Origin of the sequence: Bacillus sp. FDAARGOS_1420 (assembly GCF_019344915.1) — a bacterium.
Lineage (GTDB): Bacteria > Bacillota > Bacilli > Bacillales > Bacillaceae_G > Bacillus_A > Bacillus_A mycoides.
This window is the reverse complement of sequence record NZ_JAHWJB010000004.1, coordinates 41,209-67,108: the sequence shown is the minus strand read 5'-3', so window position 1 is coordinate 67,108 and position 25,900 is coordinate 41,209. Positions and strand designations below refer to the sequence as shown.

At 34.6% G+C, this 25,900-nt stretch carries 30 protein-coding genes and 2 pseudogenes; 14 read left to right on the top strand and 18 right to left on the bottom strand.

Translation table 11 applies throughout. The annotated features are described in order from the left end of the window. Positions 1-6 precede the first annotated feature (6 nt). Positions 7-723 carry an N-acetylmuramoyl-L-alanine amidase gene (locus I6L50_RS31640; RefSeq protein WP_219304214.1) on the top strand — a complete coding sequence of 239 codons (717 nt, stop codon included), beginning with the start codon at positions 7-9 and terminating at the stop codon, positions 721-723. A gap of 308 nt (positions 724-1,031) precedes the next feature. Here the strand turns inward: I6L50_RS31640 and I6L50_RS31635 are convergent, their stop codons facing one another. From I6L50_RS31635 to tnpC, 8 genes and pseudogenes are all read right to left on the bottom strand, one after another. Continuing rightward, positions 1,032-1,526 (bottom strand): hypothetical protein, encoded by a 495-nt coding sequence (locus I6L50_RS31635; RefSeq protein WP_219304171.1) that lies wholly within the window; start codon positions 1,524-1,526, stop codon positions 1,032-1,034. A 34-nt stretch (positions 1,527-1,560) separates the two neighbouring features. Next, positions 1,561-2,909, bottom strand: a pseudogene (locus I6L50_RS31630) (IS3 family transposase). Positions 2,910-3,097: 188 nt separating this feature from the next. Next, positions 3,098-3,619, bottom strand: a complete 522-nt coding sequence (locus I6L50_RS31625) for a hypothetical protein (RefSeq protein WP_219304170.1) — start codon at positions 3,617-3,619, stop codon at positions 3,098-3,100. Between the two features lie 20 nt (positions 3,620-3,639). Beyond that, a complete protein-coding gene (locus I6L50_RS31620; RefSeq protein WP_219304169.1) occupies positions 3,640-4,041 on the bottom strand; it encodes a DUF3221 domain-containing protein in 402 nt (133 codons plus the stop codon). A 386-nt stretch (positions 4,042-4,427) separates the two neighbouring features. Beyond that, the gene (locus I6L50_RS31615; protein WP_219304168.1) at positions 4,428-5,879 is read right to left on the bottom strand and encodes an IS1182 family transposase; all 1,452 of its coding nucleotides are present in this window, start codon (positions 5,877-5,879) and stop codon (positions 4,428-4,430) included. Between the two features lie 405 nt (positions 5,880-6,284). Continuing rightward, entirely contained in the window at positions 6,285-6,542 is a 258-nt protein-coding gene (locus I6L50_RS31610) for a hypothetical protein (RefSeq protein WP_219304167.1), read from the bottom strand. A 25-nt stretch (positions 6,543-6,567) separates the two neighbouring features. Next, entirely contained in the window at positions 6,568-6,759 is a 192-nt protein-coding gene (locus I6L50_RS31605; protein WP_219304166.1) for a hypothetical protein, read from the bottom strand. A gap of 248 nt (positions 6,760-7,007) precedes the next feature. Continuing rightward, positions 7,008-8,145: pseudogene (tnpC, locus tag I6L50_RS31600) on the bottom strand (IS66 family transposase); the annotation flags it as partial. A 230-nt stretch (positions 8,146-8,375) separates the two neighbouring features. On the opposite strand from tnpC, the gene I6L50_RS35220 reads away from it, so the two are divergent. The 8 genes from I6L50_RS35220 to I6L50_RS31565 all read left to right on the top strand — a co-directional run bounded on the left by I6L50_RS35220 (position 8,376) and on the right by I6L50_RS31565 (position 13,691). Further along, positions 8,376-8,447 (top strand): hypothetical protein, encoded by a 72-nt coding sequence (locus I6L50_RS35220; protein WP_257475479.1) that lies wholly within the window; start codon positions 8,376-8,378, stop codon positions 8,445-8,447. A 60-nt stretch (positions 8,448-8,507) separates the two neighbouring features. Beyond that, complete coding sequence (locus tag I6L50_RS31595; protein ID WP_257475473.1) at positions 8,508-8,810, top strand: helix-turn-helix domain-containing protein; 303 nt, start codon at positions 8,508-8,510, stop codon at positions 8,808-8,810. Between the two features lie 261 nt (positions 8,811-9,071). Then, positions 9,072-9,434: a hypothetical protein gene (locus I6L50_RS31590; RefSeq protein WP_257475472.1), complete on the top strand. Its 363-nt coding sequence runs from the start codon at positions 9,072-9,074 to the stop codon at positions 9,432-9,434. A 1,775-nt stretch (positions 9,435-11,209) separates the two neighbouring features. Next, complete coding sequence (locus I6L50_RS31585) at positions 11,210-11,425, top strand: hypothetical protein (protein ID WP_016099625.1); 216 nt, start codon at positions 11,210-11,212, stop codon at positions 11,423-11,425. Between the two features lie 350 nt (positions 11,426-11,775). Beyond that, a complete protein-coding gene (locus I6L50_RS31580; protein WP_219304165.1) occupies positions 11,776-12,006 on the top strand; it encodes a DUF2187 family protein in 231 nt (76 codons plus the stop codon). A 2-nt stretch (positions 12,007-12,008) separates the two neighbouring features. Next, positions 12,009-12,179 carry a hypothetical protein gene (locus I6L50_RS31575; protein ID WP_180232177.1) on the top strand — a complete coding sequence of 57 codons (171 nt, stop codon included), beginning with the start codon at positions 12,009-12,011 and terminating at the stop codon, positions 12,177-12,179. Between the two features lie 235 nt (positions 12,180-12,414). Further along, positions 12,415-12,627: a hypothetical protein gene (locus I6L50_RS31570; protein ID WP_219304164.1), complete on the top strand. Its 213-nt coding sequence runs from the start codon at positions 12,415-12,417 to the stop codon at positions 12,625-12,627. Between the two features lie 854 nt (positions 12,628-13,481). Then, positions 13,482-13,691, top strand: a complete 210-nt coding sequence (locus I6L50_RS31565) for a helix-turn-helix domain-containing protein (RefSeq protein ID WP_219304163.1) — start codon at positions 13,482-13,484, stop codon at positions 13,689-13,691. A 91-nt stretch (positions 13,692-13,782) separates the two neighbouring features. Here the strand turns inward: I6L50_RS31565 and I6L50_RS31560 are convergent, their stop codons facing one another. From I6L50_RS31560 to I6L50_RS31540, 5 genes are all read right to left on the bottom strand, one after another. Next, positions 13,783-14,400, bottom strand: a complete 618-nt coding sequence (locus I6L50_RS31560) for a replication-relaxation family protein (RefSeq protein ID WP_219304162.1) — start codon at positions 14,398-14,400, stop codon at positions 13,783-13,785. Further along, on the bottom strand, positions 14,339-15,520 hold the full coding sequence (locus tag I6L50_RS31555; protein ID WP_219304161.1) for an FtsK/SpoIIIE domain-containing protein: 1,182 nt from the start codon (positions 15,518-15,520) through the stop codon (positions 14,339-14,341). Before I6L50_RS31555 ends, I6L50_RS31560 begins: the two co-directional genes overlap by 62 nt. A gap of 101 nt (positions 15,521-15,621) precedes the next feature. Next, positions 15,622-15,807: a hypothetical protein gene (locus tag I6L50_RS31550; RefSeq protein WP_219304160.1), complete on the bottom strand. Its 186-nt coding sequence runs from the start codon at positions 15,805-15,807 to the stop codon at positions 15,622-15,624. Between the two features lies 1 nt (position 15,808). Then, positions 15,809-16,105, bottom strand: a complete 297-nt coding sequence (locus I6L50_RS31545; protein ID WP_219304159.1) for a hypothetical protein — start codon at positions 16,103-16,105, stop codon at positions 15,809-15,811. Positions 16,106-16,240: 135 nt separating this feature from the next. Then, entirely contained in the window at positions 16,241-16,684 is a 444-nt protein-coding gene (locus I6L50_RS31540; RefSeq protein WP_098709571.1) for a hypothetical protein, read from the bottom strand. A gap of 353 nt (positions 16,685-17,037) precedes the next feature. On the opposite strand from I6L50_RS31540, the gene I6L50_RS31535 reads away from it, so the two are divergent. Continuing rightward, positions 17,038-18,084: a response regulator aspartate phosphatase gene (locus I6L50_RS31535; protein WP_219304158.1), complete on the top strand. Its 1,047-nt coding sequence runs from the start codon at positions 17,038-17,040 to the stop codon at positions 18,082-18,084. 14 nt (positions 18,085-18,098) lie between these two features. After that, positions 18,099-18,245, top strand: a complete 147-nt coding sequence (locus tag I6L50_RS31530) for a hypothetical protein (protein WP_180232176.1) — start codon at positions 18,099-18,101, stop codon at positions 18,243-18,245. Positions 18,246-18,286: 41 nt separating this feature from the next. Here the strand turns inward: I6L50_RS31530 and I6L50_RS31525 are convergent, their stop codons facing one another. Both I6L50_RS31525 and mobQ read right to left on the bottom strand, forming a co-directional pair. Next, on the bottom strand, positions 18,287-18,937 hold the full coding sequence (locus I6L50_RS31525; RefSeq protein ID WP_219304157.1) for a hypothetical protein: 651 nt from the start codon (positions 18,935-18,937) through the stop codon (positions 18,287-18,289). Between the two features lie 9 nt (positions 18,938-18,946). Then, positions 18,947-21,796, bottom strand: a complete 2,850-nt coding sequence (mobQ, locus tag I6L50_RS31520; RefSeq protein WP_219304156.1) for a MobQ family relaxase — start codon at positions 21,794-21,796, stop codon at positions 18,947-18,949. Between the two features lie 259 nt (positions 21,797-22,055). On the opposite strand from mobQ, the gene I6L50_RS31515 reads away from it, so the two are divergent. From I6L50_RS31515 to I6L50_RS31505, 3 genes are read left to right on the top strand one after another with little or no spacing between them, the layout of a single operon-like run. Beyond that, positions 22,056-22,316, top strand: coding sequence for a hypothetical protein (locus tag I6L50_RS31515; RefSeq protein WP_078187422.1), 261 nt, complete (start codon positions 22,056-22,058; stop codon positions 22,314-22,316). Between the two features lie 38 nt (positions 22,317-22,354). Continuing rightward, a complete protein-coding gene (locus I6L50_RS31510) occupies positions 22,355-22,684 on the top strand; it encodes a restriction endonuclease (RefSeq protein ID WP_219304155.1) in 330 nt (109 codons plus the stop codon). 46 nt (positions 22,685-22,730) lie between these two features. Beyond that, the gene (locus I6L50_RS31505; RefSeq protein ID WP_219304154.1) at positions 22,731-23,027 is read left to right on the top strand and encodes a hypothetical protein; all 297 of its coding nucleotides are present in this window, start codon (positions 22,731-22,733) and stop codon (positions 23,025-23,027) included. A gap of 405 nt (positions 23,028-23,432) precedes the next feature. On the opposite strand, the gene I6L50_RS31500 is transcribed toward I6L50_RS31505, so the two are convergent. The 3 genes from I6L50_RS31500 to I6L50_RS31490 are packed head-to-tail and all read right to left on the bottom strand — an operon-like array spanning position 23,433 to position 25,405. Beyond that, positions 23,433-23,708, bottom strand: a complete 276-nt coding sequence (locus I6L50_RS31500; protein WP_219304153.1) for an RNA chaperone Hfq — start codon at positions 23,706-23,708, stop codon at positions 23,433-23,435. A 14-nt stretch (positions 23,709-23,722) separates the two neighbouring features. Continuing rightward, positions 23,723-24,166: a hypothetical protein gene (locus tag I6L50_RS31495; protein WP_219304152.1), complete on the bottom strand. Its 444-nt coding sequence runs from the start codon at positions 24,164-24,166 to the stop codon at positions 23,723-23,725. A gap of 57 nt (positions 24,167-24,223) precedes the next feature. Then, complete coding sequence (locus I6L50_RS31490) at positions 24,224-25,405, bottom strand: ParM/StbA family protein (protein ID WP_219304151.1); 1,182 nt, start codon at positions 25,403-25,405, stop codon at positions 24,224-24,226. Between the last annotated feature and the right edge of the window lie 495 nt (positions 25,406-25,900).

Here is a 25,900-nt window from a genome sequence, read left to right as displayed (position 1 = left end):
AACAGTATTGTACAAGGTGCTAATTGGGGGAATAGAAAAGAACACATTCTGGATCGTCAGGTGAAAGATGCGGTTGCGGCTAAGTTAAGAGCTTTGGGGCATTTCGTTTATGATGATACGGACGAAACAGGCTCAACACAGGCACGAAATTTAAGTAATATCGTTGCGAATTGTAACTCTCATACTGTGGACCTTGTAATTTCATTTCACTTGAATGCTTACAATGGTTCAGCTAACGGTGTAGAAGTTTGTTATTACGATCAACAAGCTTTGGCAGCCAAGGTGTCTGCCAAAATTTCGAAAGAAATCGGCTGGAAGGACAGGGGAGCGAAAGAACGTAAAGAACTGTATGTGTTAGCGAATATGAAAGCACCAGCAATTTTAATTGAACTTGGTTTCATCGATAATGATTCAGATATGGCGAAATGGGACGTTGATAAGATTACAAATGCCATCGTTTATGCTTTAACTGGACCAACAGTTTCGGGTGGTTCTAATCATAACGGTGCAGCTCCATCCACACAACCATCTAACAATGGGGTAGGTGTTGTTACGGTTACAGCGGATGTATTACGCGTTCGTACGGGATCAGGAACAAATTATGACATTGTGAAAAAGGTGTACCAAGGTGAACGCTATCAATCTTGGGGCATTCAAAATGGATGGTATAACGTTGGGGGAGATCAATGGGTGTCTGGAGATTATGTAAGGTTTGAAGGTTAGTTATATACTGTGTAACAGCAAATGAAGTTTATGTATATAAGTCCTACTTATATTTTCCTCAAATCATCCGAAAAAATGTGATGTTCTACATACATAGAAATTTTATCATGATGATTTTCTAAAGAGGACTTATATGCATAAGGTCTATTCCATTAGGAACCTGACATCTTATTTTTGTACTTCACAATTTTTGCACTGGAACCAAGATAATTTCGTTGGAGTACGTTTGCTTTTTCTAGTGTTTATTCTATTTGAATCTAATGAGATCAATCAGCAGGGATTAAAGTAAATATAGCCCCTGGATAACTTTATCCTAGGTTTATGATATCCTGATAGTTATATATATGAGTGAAATTGGCCCAATATCTATCGTGGATCCCACTTTCAAAATTCAGATGAGCGGTTGGATTCTGTCCGACAATAAACCTCACCTTGTTCACGTAGGTATCATTTGGTATTTTATTCATATAAAACACTTTGCTGCCAGAGTCTAAATATATCCCTTTTACCTTTGAAGAATAACTAAAATATTTATCTTCAGGGTAGTTTTCACTTTGCATGTGAATACCGATTGGATCATTTTCTTTAATAGGAATTCCACTTTCACCTTTTGCCCCACCTTTATTAAATATTACAGTTTTCCCTCTACTTGTATCCGAGTGAGATAAAAGAATATAGTCTTTAAAAAGATAAGTTTCAGAGTTCCATCCACCTTTATTTATGTAAGGAGCTGTAACATAATAAGGTTTACCTGTTACTACAGGATTCCCATTTATGTCTGTGATAGTAGAAGTTGATGTCATTTTGTTCACTTCAGCAAGGGCTTGTGTAGAGACACTAAAGAAAAGAAAAGTTATAAATAATGAAGTGACCCCCGAAAGTTAGACAGGTCGGTTCATTAGGCAGCCTTTTATGATTATAGTATTCTATATACTTTGCCAATTCTTGTTTGAAATGTGTTATGCTTTCAAATTCTTTTCGATACAGAAATTCTGATTTCATGATACCGAAGAAATTTTCAATAACGGCATTGTCATAACAGTTTCCTTTGCGAGACATACTTTGAGTTATGCCACAGCTCTTAAGAGAGTGACGATATTGTTTCATTTGATAGTGCCAACCTTGATCAGAATGAATGAGGAGTTTATCCTGATCTGTTACACGTTCAAAAGCTTGGTCTAACATTGTTGAAACAAGGGAATAGGGCGGCCTTGAACCAATGGTATAAGTGATAATTTCACCATTAAACAAATCCAACATTAGTGATAGGTATAACTTCTCCCCAAATAACTTAAACTCCGTAATATCTGTAACCCACTTTTCATTTGGTTTTTCAGCTTGGAAGTTTCGATTTAAAATATTCGGCGCAATTTTCCCAACTGTCCCTTTATAAGAGCGATATTTTTTCATACGAACAAGACATTTTAATCCTAATTCTTTCATAAGGCGATACACTTTTTTATGATTAATTTTGTGTCCGCGATTCATAAGTTCATCACGAATACGACGATAACCATAACACCCATCGTGTTCATTATAAATAGCTTGAATCAGCTCTTTTACCTCCGTGTTTGGATCAGGACGATTGAACTGTTTCATCCAATAATAGTACGTACTACGTGGAATGTTTGCGAGCTGAAGTAACCCCTTGATAGGAAATTCATGCCTTAACTCATAGATTACTTGCGCTTTGTCTTGTTTGGTGATTTTTCCTTATTTTGAACTAAGGCATTCAACTTTTTTAAATATGCATTTTCCATACGTAAACGCTCATTTTCCGCTTGTAGTGCTTCTATTGAACCCTCAACTACTGGTTTTATTTTTTTATCTTTCATGGTTGGACGCCCCTTTTTCTTTGATTGTAGGGCATCCAATCCTCCTGTTTCATGGGCTATTTTCCATTTCCGAAGTGTTTCATAAGACGGAATATTGAAAAGTGCCGCTGTTTCTCTGATAGATGTCCCTTGTTCATTCATATAATAAAGTACATCTAGTTTATACTGAGCTGAGTAGGATGTATAGCGCTTTTCAAAGGCTTTTTCACCTGAAGATTCATATCGTCTAATCCACTCACGAAGTAAGACAGGAGTAACTCCTATAGATTTAGCAATTGCTTTCCCACTTTCTGAACCATCTAAATATCGTTTCACCGCTTGCATTTTTTCTTTTGAAGAAAATTTAGCCATAAAAAATACACCTCCAATTGTTAGACTGTGTCTAACAATTGGGGTGCACTTCATAATAACATAAGACTTTTTTTAGATACGGAAAATTTTGTTTCGCTTTTTTTCATCATAAATTTCCTCCCCTAATTTGTGGTATTAGACCCGTGGGGTTAGTTGAATTTCTCGTACCACGGGTCTATATAATAATTTTATAAATTTTTATCGGCTAAACTCGTTATTAATTTTGAAAAATCTAATTTAAATGCTTCACTAAGCGTTGCTTTATTATTTGCTTTATTAATTATAACGTAAAATTCGAGGTCATGGCTTACAATAATTTCATGCATTCCTTTGTAATACTTTTGTTCATCCCCTAAATCTCCTAAAAGAAAGTTTACTAGGGCTGTTTTAAGAGGTTCACTTGCTGCTTGCCATGGTGTTATGAAAGGTTCACCTGCCGATTGCCATAAGATCTCTAATTCATTAAAATGTCTATCGATGAAAAGTTTAATGTTGTTAAGATAAGGATAGTGTTTGTGTTGTAGGGCATCTTGTAATTGCTTGAGTGACATATCTTCGGCTTTAAGGGTTTGGATTGCAGCTCTATCATGGGTACGCTCGGCAGCATATACATTTGTCTCTAAAGCCCCAAAACTACTAAACCCAATAGCGCTTGCCAATGCGATAACTGCTAGTTTTTTAATATTTAATTTTTGATTAAATTGTTTCATAGTATGTTGTCTCTCCTTAATTAGTCAATTATTTTCTTAATAGTAGGTGCAATGGCATGTGCTGGAATAGAATGTGTCACAGCTTTTGTAAATACGCTTACTTTATTTCCTATAGCAAAATCCATCCCTTTTTGTATAGGAACCAGTAAGGCCTTATGTTGTAAAGCCGCGGTGTATAAATCTTGTTGTAGTTTCATAGCTTCTTCTTTGGTAGGAGCATCAATTACCGTCATATAGTTCTCATTAATAGAAACGACATACCCTGTTAGATAAGGTGTTTCCGCTATTTGATTCATACCAGATACAGCGGATGATGTGGCTGGAGTTGTATCTGCAGAAACTAGTGTTCCTCCTAGTAAAAATCCTCCTACTAAGGCGAAGGAAGCCGCAGTGATAACCTTTTTAGGTTGTAGAGTTTTCATTTTCATTCTTCCTCTCTTATCTACTTATATAAAATTTGGAAATCTTACATTTACAGTACACATGATACGCACTATTTAAAAAATAGTCAAATTTATAAATAACCAGAAAATTTGTTTTATTCAAGAGGAAGTAGTATTCCATACGCACACTACGTCTTTCGGACGCATATAATAATTGAACAAACGGCCTGTTTGTTCACATAAAAAGTCCCAGCCATAAACTTTCAATTTTTCACGCAAAAAAAGCATCTCCAACGCATGGAGGCCACTGAAAATCCTTCGGATTTTTGTAAAGCTTAAGAATGATGTAAAAAAACGAGTCTATAATTCAGAATGTGAATTATAGACTCGTTTTTTGCGTGAATTAAGGCTGTCATTTCCTTATTTTAATTCATTAATTTCAATATTCTTTTTAAATTCACTGTAAAAATAGTCAGAGCCCCTTGCAATTCCATGCCAATGAGACCCGAGGATTTCGCAACATCATACCCGTGTCTGTGTTTTAATTCGCTATTTTTAGCCTCTATTTTATAACGTTCTTTGGATTTCTCCTTAAAATAGTCGGTTTCTTGAAATTTGGCTTGTTCTGTATGTTCATTAGATTTAATAGTTACAGAATAACTCTTACTTTTAGCACCTTTTTTATAGCAACCTTCTTGGAATGGACAGTGTTTACATTTTTTTACATAAAAATAGTATGTGTCAGTTTGATTAGTGTTTACGGTTTTCTTACCTTGCCGAGCCTTTCTTATGGCCATGTGACCCGCCTTACACACATACATTCCAGCATCTTTGTTAAATTCAAATTCATCTTCTTTTTTACGAGAACCTTGTGTCACAGAAGGGTTTAATTTGGCTACTAATTTTAAACTTTTTTCATTTGCATATTCAATATTTCCTTTTCCCGAATAGGCTGCATCACCAATAACAGCCTCAACTTGAATACCTGCTTCGATACTTTTTTCAATGAGAGTGTCTAATTGCTTGCCATCATTCTTTTCACCGGAGGTGATTGTGGCAGCTGTGATAATCCGTTCCTCGCTCATAGCGATATGTGTTTTGTATCCAAAGAATGAAGAATCCGTAGTTTTATGTCCAACTTTTGCATCGTGATCTTTTGATATTTGTAAATGTTCAATATCATCGGTAACTGTTTCTTTTAAAAGGTTCACACCTTCCTTTATCTTTGGATACTGAGAAAGTGTGTTTTCCTTTTCAATCACTTCAATCAGTTTTTGGCAATAGTGGATTTCATCTTCAAGGGTATCTATTGCGTTTTTAGTCGGGAATTTATTTTTCATGTTTTCATCTATCTTATAAACCACTTTTCTCAATTTTTTAGAGCGATCCATTAGAATGTCTTTAGGTGACTTCTGATTGTACCGAGCTTTTGTATGAGTCGAATCAACAATAATAGAGTTACTTTTGATGATTTTATTCTCAATGGCAATTTCAACGGTTTTATTGATTAATATGTCCAAAAGGGTCACATCTTCCAAACGAAGTTTCCGAAATTTAGTTAAAGAGCTTGGCTCGATTACATGCTCCTCCGGAGCCATATGAAGAAAATACTTAAAAGACATATCATATTTAGAACGGTCAACGATGTCGGCATCAGATAAATCATAGATAGTCTTTAACAATAAATATTTGAACATACGAATAGGGTCAATAGTATTTCGGCCATTATCATGACAATATTTATCTTTAAGCTCTTCATAAACAAAAGAAAAGTCGATTAAATCGTTAATTTTGCGTAAAAAATTATCCTTTGGAACCACTAAATCATAAATATCCATATAGGAACTGAAAACCATCGATTGTTGATTTTGTATCATTCGATTCACCCGTCTTAGATTGATACGCTAAGTATACAGCAAAAAAGGTATACGTTCCTCAGATTATGAAGAAATATACCTTTTTTACTAAACAGCCACTTTTTCAGTGGCCTCCAACGCATGGGATGCTTTTTTTGCTAGCTATAAATGGAGTACTCTACATATATGCCCCAAACGCAAAGAAAATATCCTTTTTGAGTGGGTTCATATAGATGTCCATATTAGTATGTGCAGTGTACTTGTTTCTTATGATTAAAAATGTAACTCTTCATCCATACAGCGTCACAAAAGTTGCTGGCACGTCTGCCCTATCTTTCGCAACAGTCTTGGTCGTGAGTACAAAGAATCATCGACTCGATTTTTCATTATACTGCTACAGTTCCACGATGTCAATCGTTAAGGAAACTATAAAATCGAAATCCGATAATCTACAATTTGTCCTCTTAAGTTCATAAACTCTCGGACATCCACATACCCTTGTTCTTTCAGTTCTTTCAATGTGTTCACTACCATAAGTTTATTTTCTTTCGTTTGAAGCAATACAACATTGATACTCACTTCTTCTTTTCCCAGACTTATAATCATTGCATATAGACCTTTGGCATTCATACTTAATTCGGGGTTAGATAATACAGCGAGTTCTATTGGAATCCATCTGTCCATTTTAACAGTACCTCCTATAATGAAATCATTCTTCCAACATTTCTTCATAGGTGCTCTTGTAAAAATCAAATAGTTCCTGATCGTGTAAATCTTGAATCATATGATGCACTACCGTAGTTGACACGGGTTGTGAAAATCCTGCCGCAATGGCTGACAACTCTATTCTCTCCGAATAGTAGCAAATATAAGCCAGGTCGTATTCTTTGAGCTTACGCATACATTTTCCTTTCTGTTAGTCTCAATTTTAGTGGCATGGTTAGTTCATTTTACAATGATAGCGCTAGATTGAACATACTCAATAAGATAGGCGCATTCGGTAATTGATTAATCAATCTACAATCATTTATTGTAACTACTCAGCTTAATTAGAAAAAAGGGCATACCAAATGCATGTTTTTCATTCGAAAAATGAAAAACAAAAGACTCCCATAAGAGAAAGAATCTAGATCAAATAGAGAATTTCTCTTATGAAGTTGTGCGACTCCAAGGAACCGTTCCGGTTTCTATAACCGGGCCTATTGCTCGTAAGACAGATTGTTTTTTCATGGTACTCATAAAGGTTCGTATCTGACAAAAAGCTTCTGCGCCTTTCTTACCCCGAAAAGTCCCAGACACTTTCTGTTTGACTTTCGTCATTCGAATATCCCGTTCCGCTTGATTGTTGTCAAATGGAATGTCTGGATGTTCCAAGAATGCTAGGATTCTATCAGCATACTTGACGAAGCGATTCCATAAATTTTGAGCCGGCGTCTGCTTTCCTTTCTTTTTTAATTCTGCAAAAAAGACTGGCTGTTCTTTCAATATGACTTGATAGACAGCAAACAGATTCTGTTGCTTTGCTTTTGGCGGACTTCCTTTGTATTGTTTTTTCAGCGTTAAAGCTTGCGTGAAAAATCCCTGCATCTGTTGCACCCACTTTTGCCCCGTACTATCTATAATTCCTTGCAAATTGGGCATTACATAATACATGACGACAATCTGTATACGTATCATACGATTTCCAACCATCATGCATCGTAATTCCAGAAAAAGACGGTAAAATTTCGCCCGCATCCATTGCTTCTTTTCCGCGTTTTTGATGAATATGTTGCAATGTCACCTCCGGTGTACTAGCAGTATGTAACCATTGTGTTTTATTTTCTACTCGCATACCGGCTTCATCAAAATGGACAACAGGAGACTGAAGGATCTTATCTTTTACTTCTTGGAGAAAGGGCTGCAATCGAGCCGAAAAACTGTTTGTATGATTAACTAGCGTTCCTTCACTAATCGAATGTCCAAAACAATCTTGAAAGAATTCTTTCGTTCGTTTCAAAGAAAGACACTGATAATGCGTTAAATAGGGAATCAGCCTTTTTGTATTTGGACCATATTGAACAGGACGAGAGACAGTAGAAGGAAATTGTGAGTCTTGGATAGAATGGCAATGTGGGCATTCTTTTTGTGCCACTTTATGTTCTGTCACTTCTATCTGGATAAGTGGTAAATCATACACTTGGCGAATGCGGTATCCTGTTACAGATTCGTGGTGTAAGGACATGTTACAACAAGTACAATGCGTAGGGGAATAGGTAATCGTATGGTCCAGAGTCGTTATCAAGTGACCTTTGTCAATAGTTCCTTCACCCATAATATTTTCTTGCTGGCATACAAAAGCTTCAGAAATAAGACCTATCGACAGTTAATCACTCTGTTATTCGTGGATTGGTTACCTCAGGTTAATATTCCGTCGTTAGGCTCTTATAATCTCACTGCGTGGATCACAAACTTTTCACATTCTAATGTGCAAAATTTAAAAGAGCTTTAGATTTTGTACGAGAAGGTGATTTTTTAATAGTCGAAGCGATTGATCGATTGGAACGTGATTATAATGAAATCATTCGTACAATAGATTATCTAAAGTAAGAAAAAATCGGTTTACTCGTTACAAGTATGCCGTTATTAAGTGAGCCCCTAGGTGATCCATTGTTAGACTGTTTTGTAAAAGATTTAATTCTTCAGCTATTAGCTATGATTACGGAGAAAGAACGAGCAGAAAGTAAACGACGACAAGCACAAGGAATCACAATTGTGAAAGAAAAAGGCGTGTATCAAAGTCGTCCCATTCTTTATGGACCAGATGCACGAGATCCTCAAAAGCAAGCTGTTTATTATCAAATCGTACCAATGCTAGATTCAGGATTACCTATCAAAAAGATCGCGGAAAGAAATGGTGTAACAAGACCAACTGTGTATCGTATCCAAAACGAACTCCAGAAAAAAAGCTAATCTTCTTGGGAGTTCGTTTTTCATTTTTATGTAATTTAGTATTTAAATTTCAGGTGCAAAATAGCGCTTAAAAAGTGTGCAATTTATCAATAAAAGTTACAGGCAAGACTCAAAGAAAAAGACAAGCTCCTACACCAAGAAATAGAGAAAAGAAAACGCGTCGAGCAAGAAGCGTTTTCCGTACGTAAGTCTGAACAACTCCCCCGAAAACAGCTAGAGGAATTAGAACAACAAGAGCTACAGATTATTGAGAAAGAAGTGGTGAAAGAGATAGAAATCAAGGCTATAGGACATGTTAACATTATAAATGAATTGAAAGATAAAAATGCAGAACTCAAGGATACAGTTGATTTTTACAAACAAAAGGCCGATACCTTGTCTAAAGATGTGGATGACATACAACTAGAAGAATCCGCCATGAATTATGTCGCGAATAAGAATGTCCACAATTTGATTGCCTATATGGATGAATTTCTAAAAGACACGGTTGTATCTTCCCTCATGTATGGTTCGATTGCGACCGCAAATGATGCGACAAAAGAATTACTAGATTCACGGATTGAAGCGTTCCAGAAATTTTTAAATGATCTCAAGATAGCGAAGACAGGTCGAAAAATTAATTAATTGGAGGATAATAGATGGCAAACGTTACGCAATTACCAATCACACTGAATGATAAAACAATTGAAAAACTAATTGGATTTATATATGTGATGGATTTGGATAGATAAAAAATGGATGAATGGTGTGGAGAAATGACCACATCATTAGGAACAGTCTTGAAATAGGAGAAAGCCCTAGCGGAATGCCAGAGCCTTCAAGGTTGGTACGAAATAATTACTAATACTTACATGATTATAACATGTGGTTTTAATAACCGATATAGAAAGAGGAATAGAAATAAAAATTAAAGAGACGCCCAGTTGGGAGACAGGGGGTTTCGAGAAAGACGAAAAATTAAAAAGTTCTTAGTATATCACTGTTTTTGGTCATGATGATGCGTATAGGCGGCAGAGGTAATTTTAAAGGATTTACAAAAACATGCCGTTGAAAAAGAGAAGTTGCATGTGCAAGCTCTAGAAAGCGAAAAAGCCCTATAAAATAGGAGCTTTTTCATCGGAATTTGTACATAGAGCCTATTGCTAGTAAAACAGGTGGAATTTAACAAATAAAAAAGCCCTAAAAACTAGGACTCTTTCACAGAAGCTACTTGAATATGCACGTACATTAGACTCAAAATTCACCATTAAATATATTGCCTTCACTTTAGTATACCAGAAACGAGTTTCTTATAAAACAAAAAAGATGATATAGAAAAAGCCCCGATCATCGGGACCTTTTCTGGAGAAATGAAAGATAAACATACTACTATGTTTCAAACAAATAGATATATCATCTATGCCATGAGTATAACACACATATTCAGAATGAGAACACATCAAAAATTTCCAGGAAGAACAAATAGAATAGAGTCGATTTCAATTATCAACAGACACGAAAGGTATGTCAAGTATAACAAGTTACTCTCATCTAGACAAGAAGAGGTGTGGACAAAAATATGACATGAGAAGGGTTCTTTGAAAAAAGGGAATAAAAAATCACCAGCAAGTACTGATGATGTAAAGAGACTATAGTTGACGGAACAAATACCTGTTTTCACAGGTCGAGCGTCAGGGTATTTCATGTATACTGTGTAACCATATTTTAACAGATTATAAAATGGCATACTAGACTTTTTTGAAAGAACATTCAGTTATTTTCTGGTGATACAATGCGCGCCAAATGAGTGGATCGCATGTATTAGACTTTTTCGTACTAGAGTGAAATTGAGTATACCAAGTATTTTTCAAGCAAAGAAATCTTAGAAGGATTAGGAACATATAAAAGGAAACTCTATGATTTATATAAAAGGCATGAAATTACGACGCAAAAAACAGTGAATTTAAAAAGAAAAGGAAAAGAAATGACCAATTTCAAAGAAGATATACCTACTGATCTGCAATATCCTCATTCCACCGAACCAGTTCCAACGCAAACACCTGCACCAACGATTCCATTAGAACTTATAGAACAGGTAGAATCCTCTATTCTAAAATCCTTTCATATCCACTATGCAGGGCTCAGGTCTAAACAAAAGGTCATTCACTAATTGCAAGCCCTTGCTACTTTGTTAGAAGAAGAATCACACGAGCAATACCAGTTCTCGATTCAAATTGATGCTCCTCCCTTGAAATAAACTAGAACAACGTTTTTATACACCATATTTATAGAGCGCAGATTCGTAGAAAACAATGCTAACAATTCATATTTATTCTCCTTTTCCACAAAGTTATTTACATGCAATTATTTATGTGTTATTATTATCACGAACGAAAGCTACATTAAAAGGATGAACACAAATGCAAAGAAACAAAGTCAAAACGTGGATTGAACAGAATTTAGTTATGCAAGAGGAAGCTCGCACGATTACAGGCCAAACTACATCAGCATTTAATCAATCTGTACAAAATGGTAAAATATTACCATTTGTAGAATTTGGAACGATTAGAAAAACTCGTCTATACTTGCGAGAAGATTTATATGCATACAAAGTACAGAAGAGAACACAGCGCTAGAACGAACAGGCATTTCTTAAACTTCCCTCTCAAAACATAGTAAAAGCCCTCCCAGCCTACCAAGCACAAAGGACTTTTACATAAACATTTCTAATCTAGAAAGGATGAACATTATGTCAAACGCTTTACAAATTAAAAATGATGAAGCTATTATATCACATTCTGAAAGACCACAACAGACACCTCAGACGCCAAAAGAGAAGCTACTCACCAAATAATCACGCACTGTGTGAATGGTTTGGAATTGATGGTTGTAAAGAGTCTCAACTATACTTTTTCGGCACTTTCCTTGCACCTATTATTCTATTCACAATCACGTACGTGATTGGAGGTGTCTGCTATGGCTTCTAATGGCAGCATTCACAAAATCAATGTTGGAAGATTATGTAACATTTCCTTACCGTCATAACCCCTCTCTGCAAGTAACAGGATATATTGTAAAGGTGCTTGAACATACTAGTATTGTAGATATTTCTGAAATGGAATCCTTTTTCCAACTTGGAATTGATGGACGCCAAGTTGTTCGACATGAGCAATATAAACCCGTTCCATTCAAATCCTGTAAAAAGGTGGCACAGTGAGTATGTACATGTTTGATGTGAGCTATTCTGTGGATGGAAACAACTTTTCAAAGTCTTTTTTGTTGGCTGAGTCAAGAGATGGATTTGAGCTTCAACAACAGTTGCAAACCTTGCTGGAACAAGAACATGTTGCACCTGTATACATTATGGAAACAGATTTGGAAGAACTCTAACGGATCAAACAGCATACACAGAAAAGAGGTGGAAATATTGATTAGTTTTCTCATAAGTGGTTCTGTTGTCTTATTCTTGGCTGGTGTTTTATTTACATTTCTAAAAAAAGGATTATCTATTTTTTCTACATTCGCACTGATCGGATTAAAATTATACGGTATCATATTTGTATGTGTTCTCATCACGTATGTATTCTATTGCATTCACTATTATGCGCAATAAGGAGGCGTTTTTTTGAAAATTAGTGCCTATACACTTTCTTATACCATCGTAGCACCAAGTGGAGAAATGTACCCGACGCAAGAAGTGGTCATGTATACCGCCTCACAAGAACGTGCGATTCAATTACTAGATGCTGAAATACAGCGAAGACTCGGGAATGGCTACCATCGACATATTTCTTGTACAAATCAAGAACAAGAGCCAATCCAACTGTCCCTTTTCTAACGATAAAAACCCTTCAGGTCGTTAGCTTACCTGAAGGGAAAAATAAGAACAAATGCCCTCCTGCTTGTAGGCATTTGCTATGGGTGTTCAATATAATGGAATATACGGAACATCTTGATTGTATCATATACTCCTATAGAGGAATACTGGAAAATTCATCATGTATTCCTACACAAAATCCCCTTGGAATCGCCTGAAACACGCATGTGACTCTCAAGGGGATTCCCTTTACACACCTCGCCACTACTCTCTCATTCTATAGCCATTCCATTGCCAAGACTGTGTGCTTTGCTACGCTTACCTATACTAAAAAAAGAGCAGGCATACAATACAACGTCAGTATTGTGTGCCTGCTATACATAGGGATTTTGATTTTTGTTGAAGCTACTATGAAAAAAGTGAAACATGTTAAACTCCGCATATTGGAAGTCATATTAATTGATTTTCCTTATTATACAGCAAATATCGACAGGATGACAGAGAAAAACCCTTATTTCAGATGTTCCTCTTTTATTTTACATGTTTTTATATTATAGTACGTGAAATTATTAGTTTTCTTCTTACCTACTTCCAATTCCTCACTTCATACAAAAAGCGAAACCCCTTGCGAGAGTAAGAGTTTTCGCTTTTTTATTTTACTAGCATACCCTTTACAACAAGTTGCAATTTATACTTCAGTGTAGTCGCAACTTGTAGCTATTAATATGTATGCTATATTCCATGAAATAATTACAAATTAATTTTTCTTTTCTTTTTATTATATGCGCGACTTTTAAAAAAATACTTTATTCTTGATGTTTAGAAAACGGGATTTTTGTGCAAATTGTTAATAAAAAGTAGATGAGGTGTTCAAATTGTCTCGTTCGAAACTGGGTAAATTTATTGATAAACATAAAATAAAACAAGTTGATATTGCTAAAGCCAGTGGGATTACAACTTCAACGATAAGTCGTCTTGCTAAAATCGATTGTATTTCACCTTCTATTAAAAACGCCAATAAAATTGTGCAAGCTTTAAAAAAATTAACAGGTAAAAATATTAATCAAAGTGATTTTTGGTCATAATATGGGACTACAGGCTATAGTCCTCTTGAATATTTAGTTGCCAAAAATTCAGTTTTTTTGTAAAACAGTTGCAGAGATCAATATAGATGATTTACAGTACATCTTTCAGTAAGTATGTCTGTACATACACACCGCATTTTATCGCTTCACTTTCTAATTTTTTCTCTCGGCAATCCGATATAGTGAAAAACAGTAGGATTGGTACTTTGTTCTGTTGTTTTTGATAAATTTTAGTCAGATACGCATAATATTGTATTTTTTTCTGGTTTACTTTCATATGCTGAAGCCGATCTATTTCTACAAAGTGGGGGACATTGTCTTTGATGAAGAATGCATCTGGAACGATTGTTTTTTCTTCTCCTTGATAGCGCAGAGTGATGACTTGCTCTGTTTTCCAATCAGGAAAATCTAGCCACATCCATGCTTCATTTCGCAATAAAATATGTTCTAATTGATGCTTCTTTTTTCGTTCTTTTTCCTGTATGCCAAGCAGTTCCATCCCTTTTTTATTGAGATAATACACATGTTCTCGATTGTGCGAAGTCACATGGCAATACGGTCGTAAATCCTTCAGAATACGATTGGCATTTCTGATACTACCGAGACAATGAATTGCTTGCAACTGACGTCTAGACGCAAAGTCCAATTTACTTAAACTCGATAAAATCTCGATGTGTCTCGCTTTTTGTTTCAGTTTTTGGTGTTTCAATTTGTTTCACCACCTTATACTGTTTTAATGCATTCCACATTTCCTTATTGGACAGATAAGGCACTTGAATTTCTTCTACACGATCTGTTTTAAAAAGCGCTCGCCCTGGTATGGATGGAAGTTCTTCTAATCCACTTTCATCTATCGTCACCTGTGAAGCCACTACGGTCGGTAAGCGGAATCCAATCTTGGCGTCGCTGTTTTGTTTTATTTGTCTCGGTAATGTATCAGAAGTCGGGTACTGGGTACAAAAAATCAGGCGAAACCCCAATGCTCCGCCAATCCTCGCTATTTCCGATAACATTTCTTGACACATATAGAGCATATCTCTCTTTTGTTTTGGCATTCCCTGTGTTGGGCACAAGTTCGCTGATTCATCAACTATAATGAAATAGCGTTCTTTGATTGGCGTATCTACAATGTTGGTAAAATAAGAATCTTTCATGCGTACTACCTGTTCCACCATCTTTTCACGAATTCGTGTCAACATATCAAATGCTTGCATGGGATTCTCCGCCACTTCTTCTACTTGCAATAAGTCCCTGTAGGGACTAAACTCTAAACCTTCTTTTAAGTCAATCACATACAATTTCACATGATTGGATTGCTGTAAAATTAAGCTGGTCATAATATTTTTGAGAAAACCTGTCTTGCCAAAACGAGTCATCCCACTCACGCACATATGCGGTGTTTTTTCAAAATCATGATAAATCATTCGATCTAACACTCTTCCAATGATGACGTTCCATGTCTTCTCTCGTAACAATTCATTGGACCAATTCCATTTTTCAGGAATACATTGCTGGAATACTCGTATAAACAGCTCCCGTTTTTGAAAGGAAATCATTACGGGTTTATACAACCCTTCCTCTAATACTTGCGCTAACTTCTGTATGAGCTGACTCGGCACACCTAATGGCAGCCGATAGACAAACGTTGTACTAATATCATCCTCTGTTTGTTTCAAAAATACGGGGTACTGCATTTCTCCTTTATGTTGTACGCACACTTTCGTGATTTCAAAAAACGCTTTGATTTTCTTTTTATCACTTAGCTCTTTTCCCTTAAAAAAATACGCTACTGTTAAAAAAGTAACTGGAATTACCAAAAGCGAAAACATAAACGCCATACCTCCCTAGAGGTAGTTGGGGTTATGTAGTACATAAGAAAGAAGTTGTTTCCATGCATTGCGACAGCTCCCTTCAACTACCAGATAAAATACTAGCGTAGAAATACATCGAGCATATCACGTAGCACATACCACACCGTACCAATTAACAAACATTTGAGACCCGCACGTAGCATCCAATCTGGAAGATGAAGCCCTTTTCTTTTTAATAATTTAATACCCATAACGGTTGCCCCTGTTACGCCATATACAATCCCTAATTCACCTATAAAGGTCATGTTATCGCCATCCTTTCGGTTGAATGGATAAATTTCCTTGAGAATCCTTGTATAACTGATAATCTTCCAATAATTCATTCCATGATACAGGATGTTCAGTCCCGTACAAATTATCCTCAATCTTTTCACTCAAATAATGGTATCCACGGTATTGTCGATTTAAATATACGTCATGACGTAGCATGTGCTCCTGTATCGCTGTTATATCCTCTTCTTTTCTCGCACTTTTGTACAGTTGTTGCAAAGTGCGAGAAGAATAAAGATACGGTGTACTGTACAACATTTGATATTGTCCCATGTATTCTCACCATCCATATAAGATTCTAGGTACATTAAATACATATGATAATAATATGTATTTTTGAATTTGTACCCAAAAAAGGACAAATAAAAAATGCTATTTCCTTATTAGAAATAGCATTTTAAATAATCGCTATGATTTTACGGATTTATGTATAATCCAAACCATAACCAGTAGAAACAGTAAAGATGAACCACTGCCAAGAGGCTGAAATAGACTAGCAATATATGTTGTTGCTGGTTTAATAATAACGTTGCTTACTAACCAACATATACTAACAATTCCAAAGCCATAAGCTAATAGTTGTGCAATCGCATTATCCTCTTCCTTATATCGCATCCAGAAGTAAATTGTAGCAATTATCATACCGCCTACAGCAATTATTTTTATTGTCCCTGGTATATAGGGATGAAACATTTGCGGTTCCCAGCCAAGTAGAAATTCAGTAATCCCTTGTATCCAATCTGGAACTGGATTCTTTTCCATATAATCAGCTAATTCCAACAACACATAGGGAATTGCTATTACAGCACATACACCAAATAAAACAAGAAACATTAACAACCATCCACCCAAATATCTTCACCTCCTCATACACTTATATAATAGTAAATACTCTTCACAAACAAAAAAATCCTTTTTTTTACAAAAAGGATTTTTGGTTGTTATACTAGCCATATAGATACTCATTAAAATTAAACTAATAGTTTTTCTATTATTCATTCTATAAACATTACAATAAATTAAGTAATTGGTTGTCAATTATCAAATTTCCTTAATTTTCATAGACTTCGAAACCGAGGTGTTATTTAAATTTTAATGTATGCCTATAATTTTTTGTGAATTATTTTTCTCAATATTATAAAAATTCTTTATATATTATAATAAAGAGACCTGGTTATTAAGATTATTCAAAAAGGAGCGTTTAAATGAAATTAGTACAAACAAATTCTAAAAACCAACTTTTCAACCAATTAGACATTTGGTATTCAATAATCCGCAAACAACATGTAAAAGAAGCTACCGAATACTATCATTCCATTGATAGTTCCATTTTTAAAGAGGACAAAACATTATATACTCTATATCTATTATTTCATTTTAGATATACAATTTTATTAGAAGAATATGAATATGATTTAGAGCTACAAGCATCTGATTTCTCTAATGACCATAAACTCAATTATTATTATAATTTTTTTAAATTTATACATAGAATGAACACTGGGGATTATGAACAAGCGCAATGCTATTTTGATACTACAAAAAAAATGCTACCATTTATAGAAGATGAATGTGAAGTGGCAGAATTCAACTATCGCTCTTCTCTTTATTATTACTACTTAGATGATCCAATTTTATCAATCTATCACGTCAATAATTGTATTAGTTATTTTTCTCAATCGACAGACTACACAATAAAGGTAGCTGCATGTGAAAACACGTTAGGAATGTCCTATACAACATTAGAAAAGTGGCAATTAGCTGAAAAGTTTTTACTTTCATCTATTGACACATTCCAAATATGTAATGAGCAACAGTTGGTTTTAAAAGTAAAATACAATTTAGGATTGCTCTATTCTGAGCAAAACCGTCCCGATTCAGCAATAGAGTACTTCTTAAATTCTTTTGAAAATGAAAAAGACTACAAAACAATGTATTTATTAGCCCGTGAATACTATAAAACAAATAGTAATTCACAAGCATTAGAGTATTTACAGAAAGGTATGCAATATGCTAACGAAGAATATAGACATCATTACAATATTTTAATTGCTTTCATTGAAAATATACCTGTAGAAAAATTGGAAATCATTATAACCAAAGCTATAGAATATCTAGAACAACATAAATTATGGAGAGAAATTCAATTATATAGTGAAGAGCTGGCAATCCGTTATCTCAATGAAAATAATCCAGAAAAGTCTAACGAATTCTTTTATAAAAGTTATGCAATCAAAAAAATGTTTACCTAACTGGGGGAATTAAAATGAAAAAAGTAAAAATTATCATTCTTACAATAATGAGTATTGGAGTATTTTCATTAGGATTATCTAACCTCAATTTCAAAGAAATTGGAATTGATCAAAAATCAAATACCATTCTTGTCCAATACAGTCACGGTAAAGGAATTTAAGATAATCAAAAAAACGGTATTTTCCATACCGTTTTTTTGATTTAAAATCGAATTTCTCTCCCCTCTTTTAAAATTGTGCGCTTATTATTTGAGATTGGCTTTGCATCAGGAATCATTTCTCCTGTAGATAAATTTATCCAGTTCGAACTACTATTGATACGCCATTCTTTATTTTCCTCTATCCATTCTATCCAGAATTCAACATCTACGGTTTGTCCATAAACAGTAGCAGGCTTACTATATTTCACATATGTCGTAATAGTTTGATTGGGCTGGTCGGTTTGACTATATGTATCTAATATTTGATAAGTTTGTATTCTCCCTTGTTGTGTCGCTCCTCGCCAATCTGCAAGATATGCATACTTCGGTAATACTTCCTCTTGTACTCGCTTCGTTAAAAACTTCTGCTGTATCTCACGTACCATTTCATCAGAAATTTTCACCCCTTCTACCCGTACATACGGATCTAAGTATTCTTTTGTCCGTTGCTCCACTATTTTCACATCTTCTGCTGTTACTTTCTTTTTAGACTCGGATTTTTTTGACGTTTGTTGCACTTCCTGTTTTGCTGCCTGCTGAGCATCAGGGGAATCACCACTTTTTGCGACTATGACTCCGACCATAACTCCCACTACAACTAATAACACACCGATGACACTATATAACACCTTTGTCTGTTTCAAGCTATTCACCCTTTCCTTCTATAGTTCTAAACCTCTATGTTTCATTTTTTGCCCTCTGATTTCTTGTTGATGCTCATATTCTCTTTCTTTTGCTTCTTGCTGCATTTTTTGTCGCGTACGCTCCAGAATATCTGACACTTCCAGTAAGCCATCTAAACGATTTTCTTTTTCTTGGAATTGATGATACGACAACTTCAGTTCTTCCAACTCTGCTTGGCGTGCTTCCCCATTTTCTCTGACTAACTCTTGCTTAGCTTGTAAGACTTCTTTCGCTTTTTCTATGCGTTCCTGTACAGTCTGGTACTCTTCTATTAATTTTTGGTCTCGTAGTACCACTCGTTTCAAGTTATTCCCTTTTGTTTCTAACCCTTTCTTCGCTTCTTCCGCTTGCGCTAAAACTTGTTCTGCCCGTTGAACTTTTGCAATTTTTTGTACCACCGCAGACACCCGTGAAATATGTTGTTCTGTTATCATTTTTTGCGCAATCACTTTATCTTGTTTCTTTAACAATTGTGCGTGACGATTCGTAAAATCATACACCGTACCACTTTCTTCATTCCATATTTTCATATGAACCAATACCTGACGTTCTTTTTGACTGAGCAAATGACAATTCGTATACAAGTCTTTCAGCTCTGGATACGTTTCTCCTACATAGCGAATCGCTTGTTCTTCTAATACCTTTTTCGCTTGTTGTATACGTGGTAATTGTACTTCCGCTATCCTTTCTTTCCGAAGCGCTTCTTTTTCTATTTTCTCTACATTCCACTTCATTCGTTGTAAGCTATATGCCATATGATTTACATCAATTCCTATTTGAGTGAACCATGTTTTTAATTCTCCCAATCTATATTGTTGAGAATTTGTTTTTCTCCACTTAGAAGAGAGTTCTTGATACTCACCTACTCGCTCAATCGCGAGTTCATACTCCATCTTTTTCGTTCTCGCTTCATTCAATATAATCTTAATTGGTGTATCCGTTAACTGTTCTTGCAACTGTTCAATAGCCACAGACACATTGTGATAGGTTACTTCTTTCCGTAATACTTGTTTGGCTTCCTGTAACACCTTTTCTTCTTTTTGCTGTACCGATAGTTTTATAGCGTAAGACATACTTTCTTCTTCTGTTACATCTCTTCCCATACTTTGTTTCCAGCTAAACCATGTACTCTTAATCGGGCTATTTTCCACTACACCTAATGACTGCATATACGATGCTGTTTTCGGATATTGTTTCAACTCTTGTTCACAACGTTCCACTAAAACCTTACGAGCTTTCACTAACACTTTTGCTTGCTCAATAATGTGTTCCACACGTTCCGAACGTTTTTGTTTTTGTTCCGCCACTTTCCATTTATGGAGTTGCTTTCTTCGCATATCAATGGCATCAATGGTTACTTCTTTTCTGATAATTTTTTGCGCTTCTGATAACACTTCATTTTCTTTCACTCTTTGCACAATCATGCCCATAGAAAGTGAAGGAGATTGTTTCATTTCTTCTAACAATTGAATCGCTATTTCTGGGTGTTTTTCTTCCTTCCAATCACGAAGATATACGCTATATCCTTGGCGAGAAAGATAGGACATCGCTTGCAATTCATACCACTGAATGGCTTGATTCGTATCCTCTCTTTGCGCTTGTAATATATTCATATTTGACACAAAACGAGTATCCGAAATACGTCCATCATTCTTCTGTTTTTGCATACTCTTTTCCCAACGATCTAACAGGACTACATGTGATTGTAGACGTTCATAAGTTACAGATTGCTTCATATGACTTTCAACCTTTTCCATAACCATGTCACGCTCGACCGCTTCTACAAGTGATACCATATCTTCTGTTTGCAATTCTTTCATTTTTTCATACATGCGAACCGAATATTCACCTTGTAATTCCATTGGTTGTTCTTGAATATATACGTGCAGATTTTTCTCTTCTAACTGTCGATAAGCGGATGTTTCAATTTTCTCTTTTAACCATGTATAAGAATGTAATTTCTGTTTCGATTTATTATCTTGTAAACTTTCTTGTTGTTTCGTAACAAGCTCGATTTTTTTATGAAGAGCGACATATCCTTTGACGGATATCTCTACTTTTGAAATCGAATCTGTTTCTTTCTTTTGTTGTTCTTTAACGAGCGATTGTCTCTTTTCTTGTAAGGAAATGAGACGCTGATTATAGGCTTGCACACGACGATTATATTCTCCTGTTTCTGTACAAATCCCACGTTTCTCTAACTGATGTTCTTTATAACCGACATGCTTTGTTGGTAACAACTCAATTCCTCGTTCTTCGTAAGAACGATGGTCAATTATCTCTTGTACATTTTCTTTTTCTAAAGACAAATTTGCATACTTCGCCCATGCTTCTCTCCATGCAAGTAGATTTTCTTTCTTATCCCAATCTCTATTTTTCTTTTTCACAAATCCATCCTGAGAAATCTCACGAGTTGTCAATAACATGTGGGCATGAGGATTGTTTTTGTCATCTCGATGAATGGCAACATCAGCAATCATTCCTTGTTGTACAAATGTATCATGTGTAAACGTTAAAACAAGTTCTCGTTGTTGTTCTTCTGACAATTCATTCGGGATTGCTACAACCACTTCTCTTGCTAAGCGACTGTTACCTCTTTTCTCAAAACGTTCTACTTCATTCCATAATTCTTGACGACGAAAAACCCATGATGGTGCTTGAGAAGGTGCTAGGATATACGTCTCAGGTTGCACAGTACGAGAGTAGTATTTCGTTTCTTTAGTTCGTTCACAATACAATGATTCACCACTTCGATACGCAGCACTCGCTACTACATTTTGTTGTTTCTTTCTTGAAATTATTTTTATCTTTAAATGATAGATCGCCATATCCTAGTTCACCTCCTCAAATTTGATACTTCCACTATACAAACCCCGTAGGGAACAACCGATGTATTTCGGTTGGTAAAACGTACAAACTGAAAATTTGTGTAAGTGCGCACTGTGCGTTCCTTATAGTGAATATTTTACCATCTTTTCTTCTTTCTTTCTATAATTTTCTGAATTATTTTTATTGATTTTATTATCCACACAAATTATAATTGATGTACATAGTTTTTCTATCTACTGAAATTCAGGTGATAAAAATATGAAACATGAAACAGAGCTAAAAAAGATTGAACGAGAATTAGAGTATTTAAAAATCACAAAACGAGAATTGCAATTTCAAGATAAACAGCATGATAGAAAAAAACGAACGAAACGATTAATAGAAACTGGTGCATTATGCGAAAAATACTTCGATATGTACCACATGACAATTGAAGATCGAGAGGAAGTATTTAAAATATTTTCTAATTATATTCAAGCGAATACACCTAATCGTTTTCATAAAAAAGAAAATACTTAGTAGATTAACAAAGTAATTTATAAAAGGTGGTAGATTACATGAGTAATAAAACCGAAGAAAAACTAAAAGCACTTCTAGAAAAAGAAGAACAACTCAAAAAAGCAAAACAAGAATTAAAAAGAAAAATGAAACTTGAGGAAAAGAAAAAAAGAGAGCAGCTGTGTAAAGATACTGGTGAACTAACAGAAAAATATTTCAATATTGAGCATCTATCTATCGAAGAACGAGAAGTATTATTTGAATCAATTTCTATTCGTGTTAATGAAAAAATCGAGAATTTATTTTCTAGCGCACAGCAAATAAAATATATTTCATCTGAAGATGAAAATAACAATACTGTTTCCAAACATTCTTCTGTAGCTCTATAGGCCTTTTAAAGTAACTATACTCATACAAAAGGAGATTATTATTTTTATGCATCTTACAACGTACGTTGCGTTAAATATGTTTGATAGTACACTTTCATTCATCCAAGCAAGTAGCCTAGAACAAGCTTGTGAAAATCTGAAACATTCCTCATTTGATTTGGAAAAAAAGTGGAGAATACATGATATATCTTGCTATAGCAAAAAAGATGCAATGATGATATCAGCTCACAATAAATCCGATAATAATTATGTTCGTTATCTCATTATGAGTAAGAGAAAATGGGATGAAGAAAAAGGTAAATTTCAAACTGTATTTAGAGAGATACCTTATCACAATAAGTGATAAAATCCTCTCTTCATTTTTAAAATTTCTAGTGAAAGAAGGACTTCCCTTGATTCAAATAAAAAGTTCTCTATTAAAATGTGATTTTCAATGAAATATTGTATAAAATGTAACGATGCAATTGAACACATAAGTTATAGTAAGTTACGTGAAATCCAAAAAGTATCAACTGAGTTCAAACATTTGGAAAAAGAAGAAATGCACAGAATCAAAATTTCCGCACTCCAGTTTTCCAACAAAAAAATTTGCGAATATTGCTACCTAGAAAGTCTAGCATATTTCACAACAATTATGAGAATAAAAGCAATACAACAAGAAAAATCCCTGTTTATAGAATCAAAATTCTAAAACAGGGATTTTTTATTAATAATTGCTTAAAACTCAAATAGTGTTTATTGCAACATACTATTTACTTTGCAATTCTTCCTTTTTCTTTTTTTCAGTATTCCACTTATGCGTGATGGCTTGAATTGCTTTTAAATCTAATTTTTCAGCAGGAATAATATCCATAATCGAACCTTTGAACAGACAATGTGTCTTCTCTTCAGATTGCACATAAATTGTATATTCATCTCGACCATCTACGATGCCTTTTACAACTTTTCCACCTTGTAAAACAAAGGTACAAGGCATTTCTTTATGATCTAAGTATTGCAGTAAAAAGTCTAATTTATAGTACATGACAATTCTCCTTTTCAAAAAAAGTTTTTTGCATTTTTCTTTACTTCTTCATATGTTTCTAGATTAGTATTTTCTATTGAACGCTCTTCTTTTATTATCTGTCGAGCACCTTGTTCTATTGATTGAATTTGCTGGTTCGAAGGTTCTGTACTTATTTCTTTTAATACTGGTTTTTCATCTATTCTTTCCTGATCTGAATCAACAAAGCTACTTGATGAACAAGTAGTAACTCTCTTTGCAACGGCATTAATAAATGATTCATCTTGTAGTAATAAAACTTGTTGTAATTTTGTTTGATTATCGAAACTCCCTAAATCACCTGTTCCAATTAAACGAATGATAAAACTAACCAATGTATTCAGTGAATGTGAGATATTGTCTTGATTACTATGCCACTCTTTAAAACTTGGATCATCCGTCATCTTTTTAAATTTCCAATTATATTGTTCTTGTTTCATTTCAACTCACCTTTTTACATATCTGACGTGTTTTTCTACTTTGATATTTGATTTCTTTTAATCAATGATTTTTCTCAAAACATTCATACCTTTTGGATTTAATTCTATTGCATATTTTTCTGGAACATATAATAACATCATACCCGTTCTTTTACACAGCTTTAATAATTCATCATATAATTCTTCTTTCAACGAGATACTACCACCTCCGTACACAGCTAACACCTCAGCCTGACCGCCTGTATCATTCGTGAATTTGTTTTCTACATCTTCTTGGATTAGTTCCGCTTGTTCGAATCTTGTATTGTATATAAATTCGGATGCATCCTCATAGTATTTATCATTTTTATTTAAAAGAATTTCAGTAAACTGCTGTCTCTTAAAATTAGTTGTTCTTTCTTTATTTAACAAGGCACACGCTTCTTCAATTGCATGGCCAATTCCTCTTCTTTCACCAGAACAACTGTCTAAGACTGGACTTAAACCATCGGTGAAAATATATTCGCTTGTTCCCTCACCAATATCCGTATGTAGGATTTTTTTATCTTTAAAGAAGTCTCCCTTAATATCCTTATTATCTAAACGATCCTTGTATAGTTCCTGAAACTCTTTGAACATTTCATCTGGAGCTTCTGTAATCGCATATAACGCTGCCAATGCTTCTTTTGTAACTCGTACTCTAGAACATTCGATTTGTACTGTGATAGGTCTGTCACCAACATAGATAATTACTACATGTTTATTATCTGTAAATCTGTTTACAAGGAATTGAGCTGTCTTAGGGTTATGCTGACTTGCAGGAATAGCAGTCATTAAATCTATATCTATATTCAATACATCAGGAATCGCTTTTGTTTCTTGATATACTTTTTGAATCATTTTTGCTCCGACAACACTTAATGTATTGATAATCGGAAGATCTTCTTCATGTTTATTGGCGATTTTAATGTTCATTGCTTTCATTTTTTCAGAATTTTGCATGGCACGTTTCCCGATTAAAAAACTTCCGTTCCTTTTAATTGCACTACTAGATACATGAACATACAAATTCTCCAATAAATTCAATACATTCTTATCTTCATCAGATTCATAGGCATCCATTCCCCCATGAACACGTTGAAATACATTCGCTACAGTTACATATTCATCATTGATAAAAATTTTTAAATTACTATTTCCGAGATCAGCTTCCACATTCACTTTAATTTTTTCTACCACACTAAGATTTTCATTCGTCATTCCAGTTCCTCCTACCGTTTTTATTATAAATAACAACTATAAAAAATAAATTTTATTTCATCTTCCTCTCACCCCCTTATTATACACCAATTTTATTTCATTTTCAATATAAATAGAATAAAATTTATTCTATTTATATTTTATCTTTATGCAAAACAGAAATAAATTCTATTTAAGGTTGTGTTCTTATTTTATGTGAAATTAATATAAATTTTATTTCGTTTTTGCGCAGTTCGTTTCGTGCAAGTTTTTTGAATGCAGGGAGTGTATAGATGTAAAATTTCATGAAGGTTGTTCCTATTGCATGACTGTTTTTTCCCGTCCCTATATAAATTGTAGTCATTCCCCGTATTAATCGAACAAAAAACAAGGAATCCCCCATTATTCTTGGAGAATTCCTTGTTTTAAAACCTATTGTTCTCACTATCAAACAATAGTAGCGTACACATGGTATCTGTCCATGGTACCGGACTGAGCGCTTTTTGCGAGGGAGGA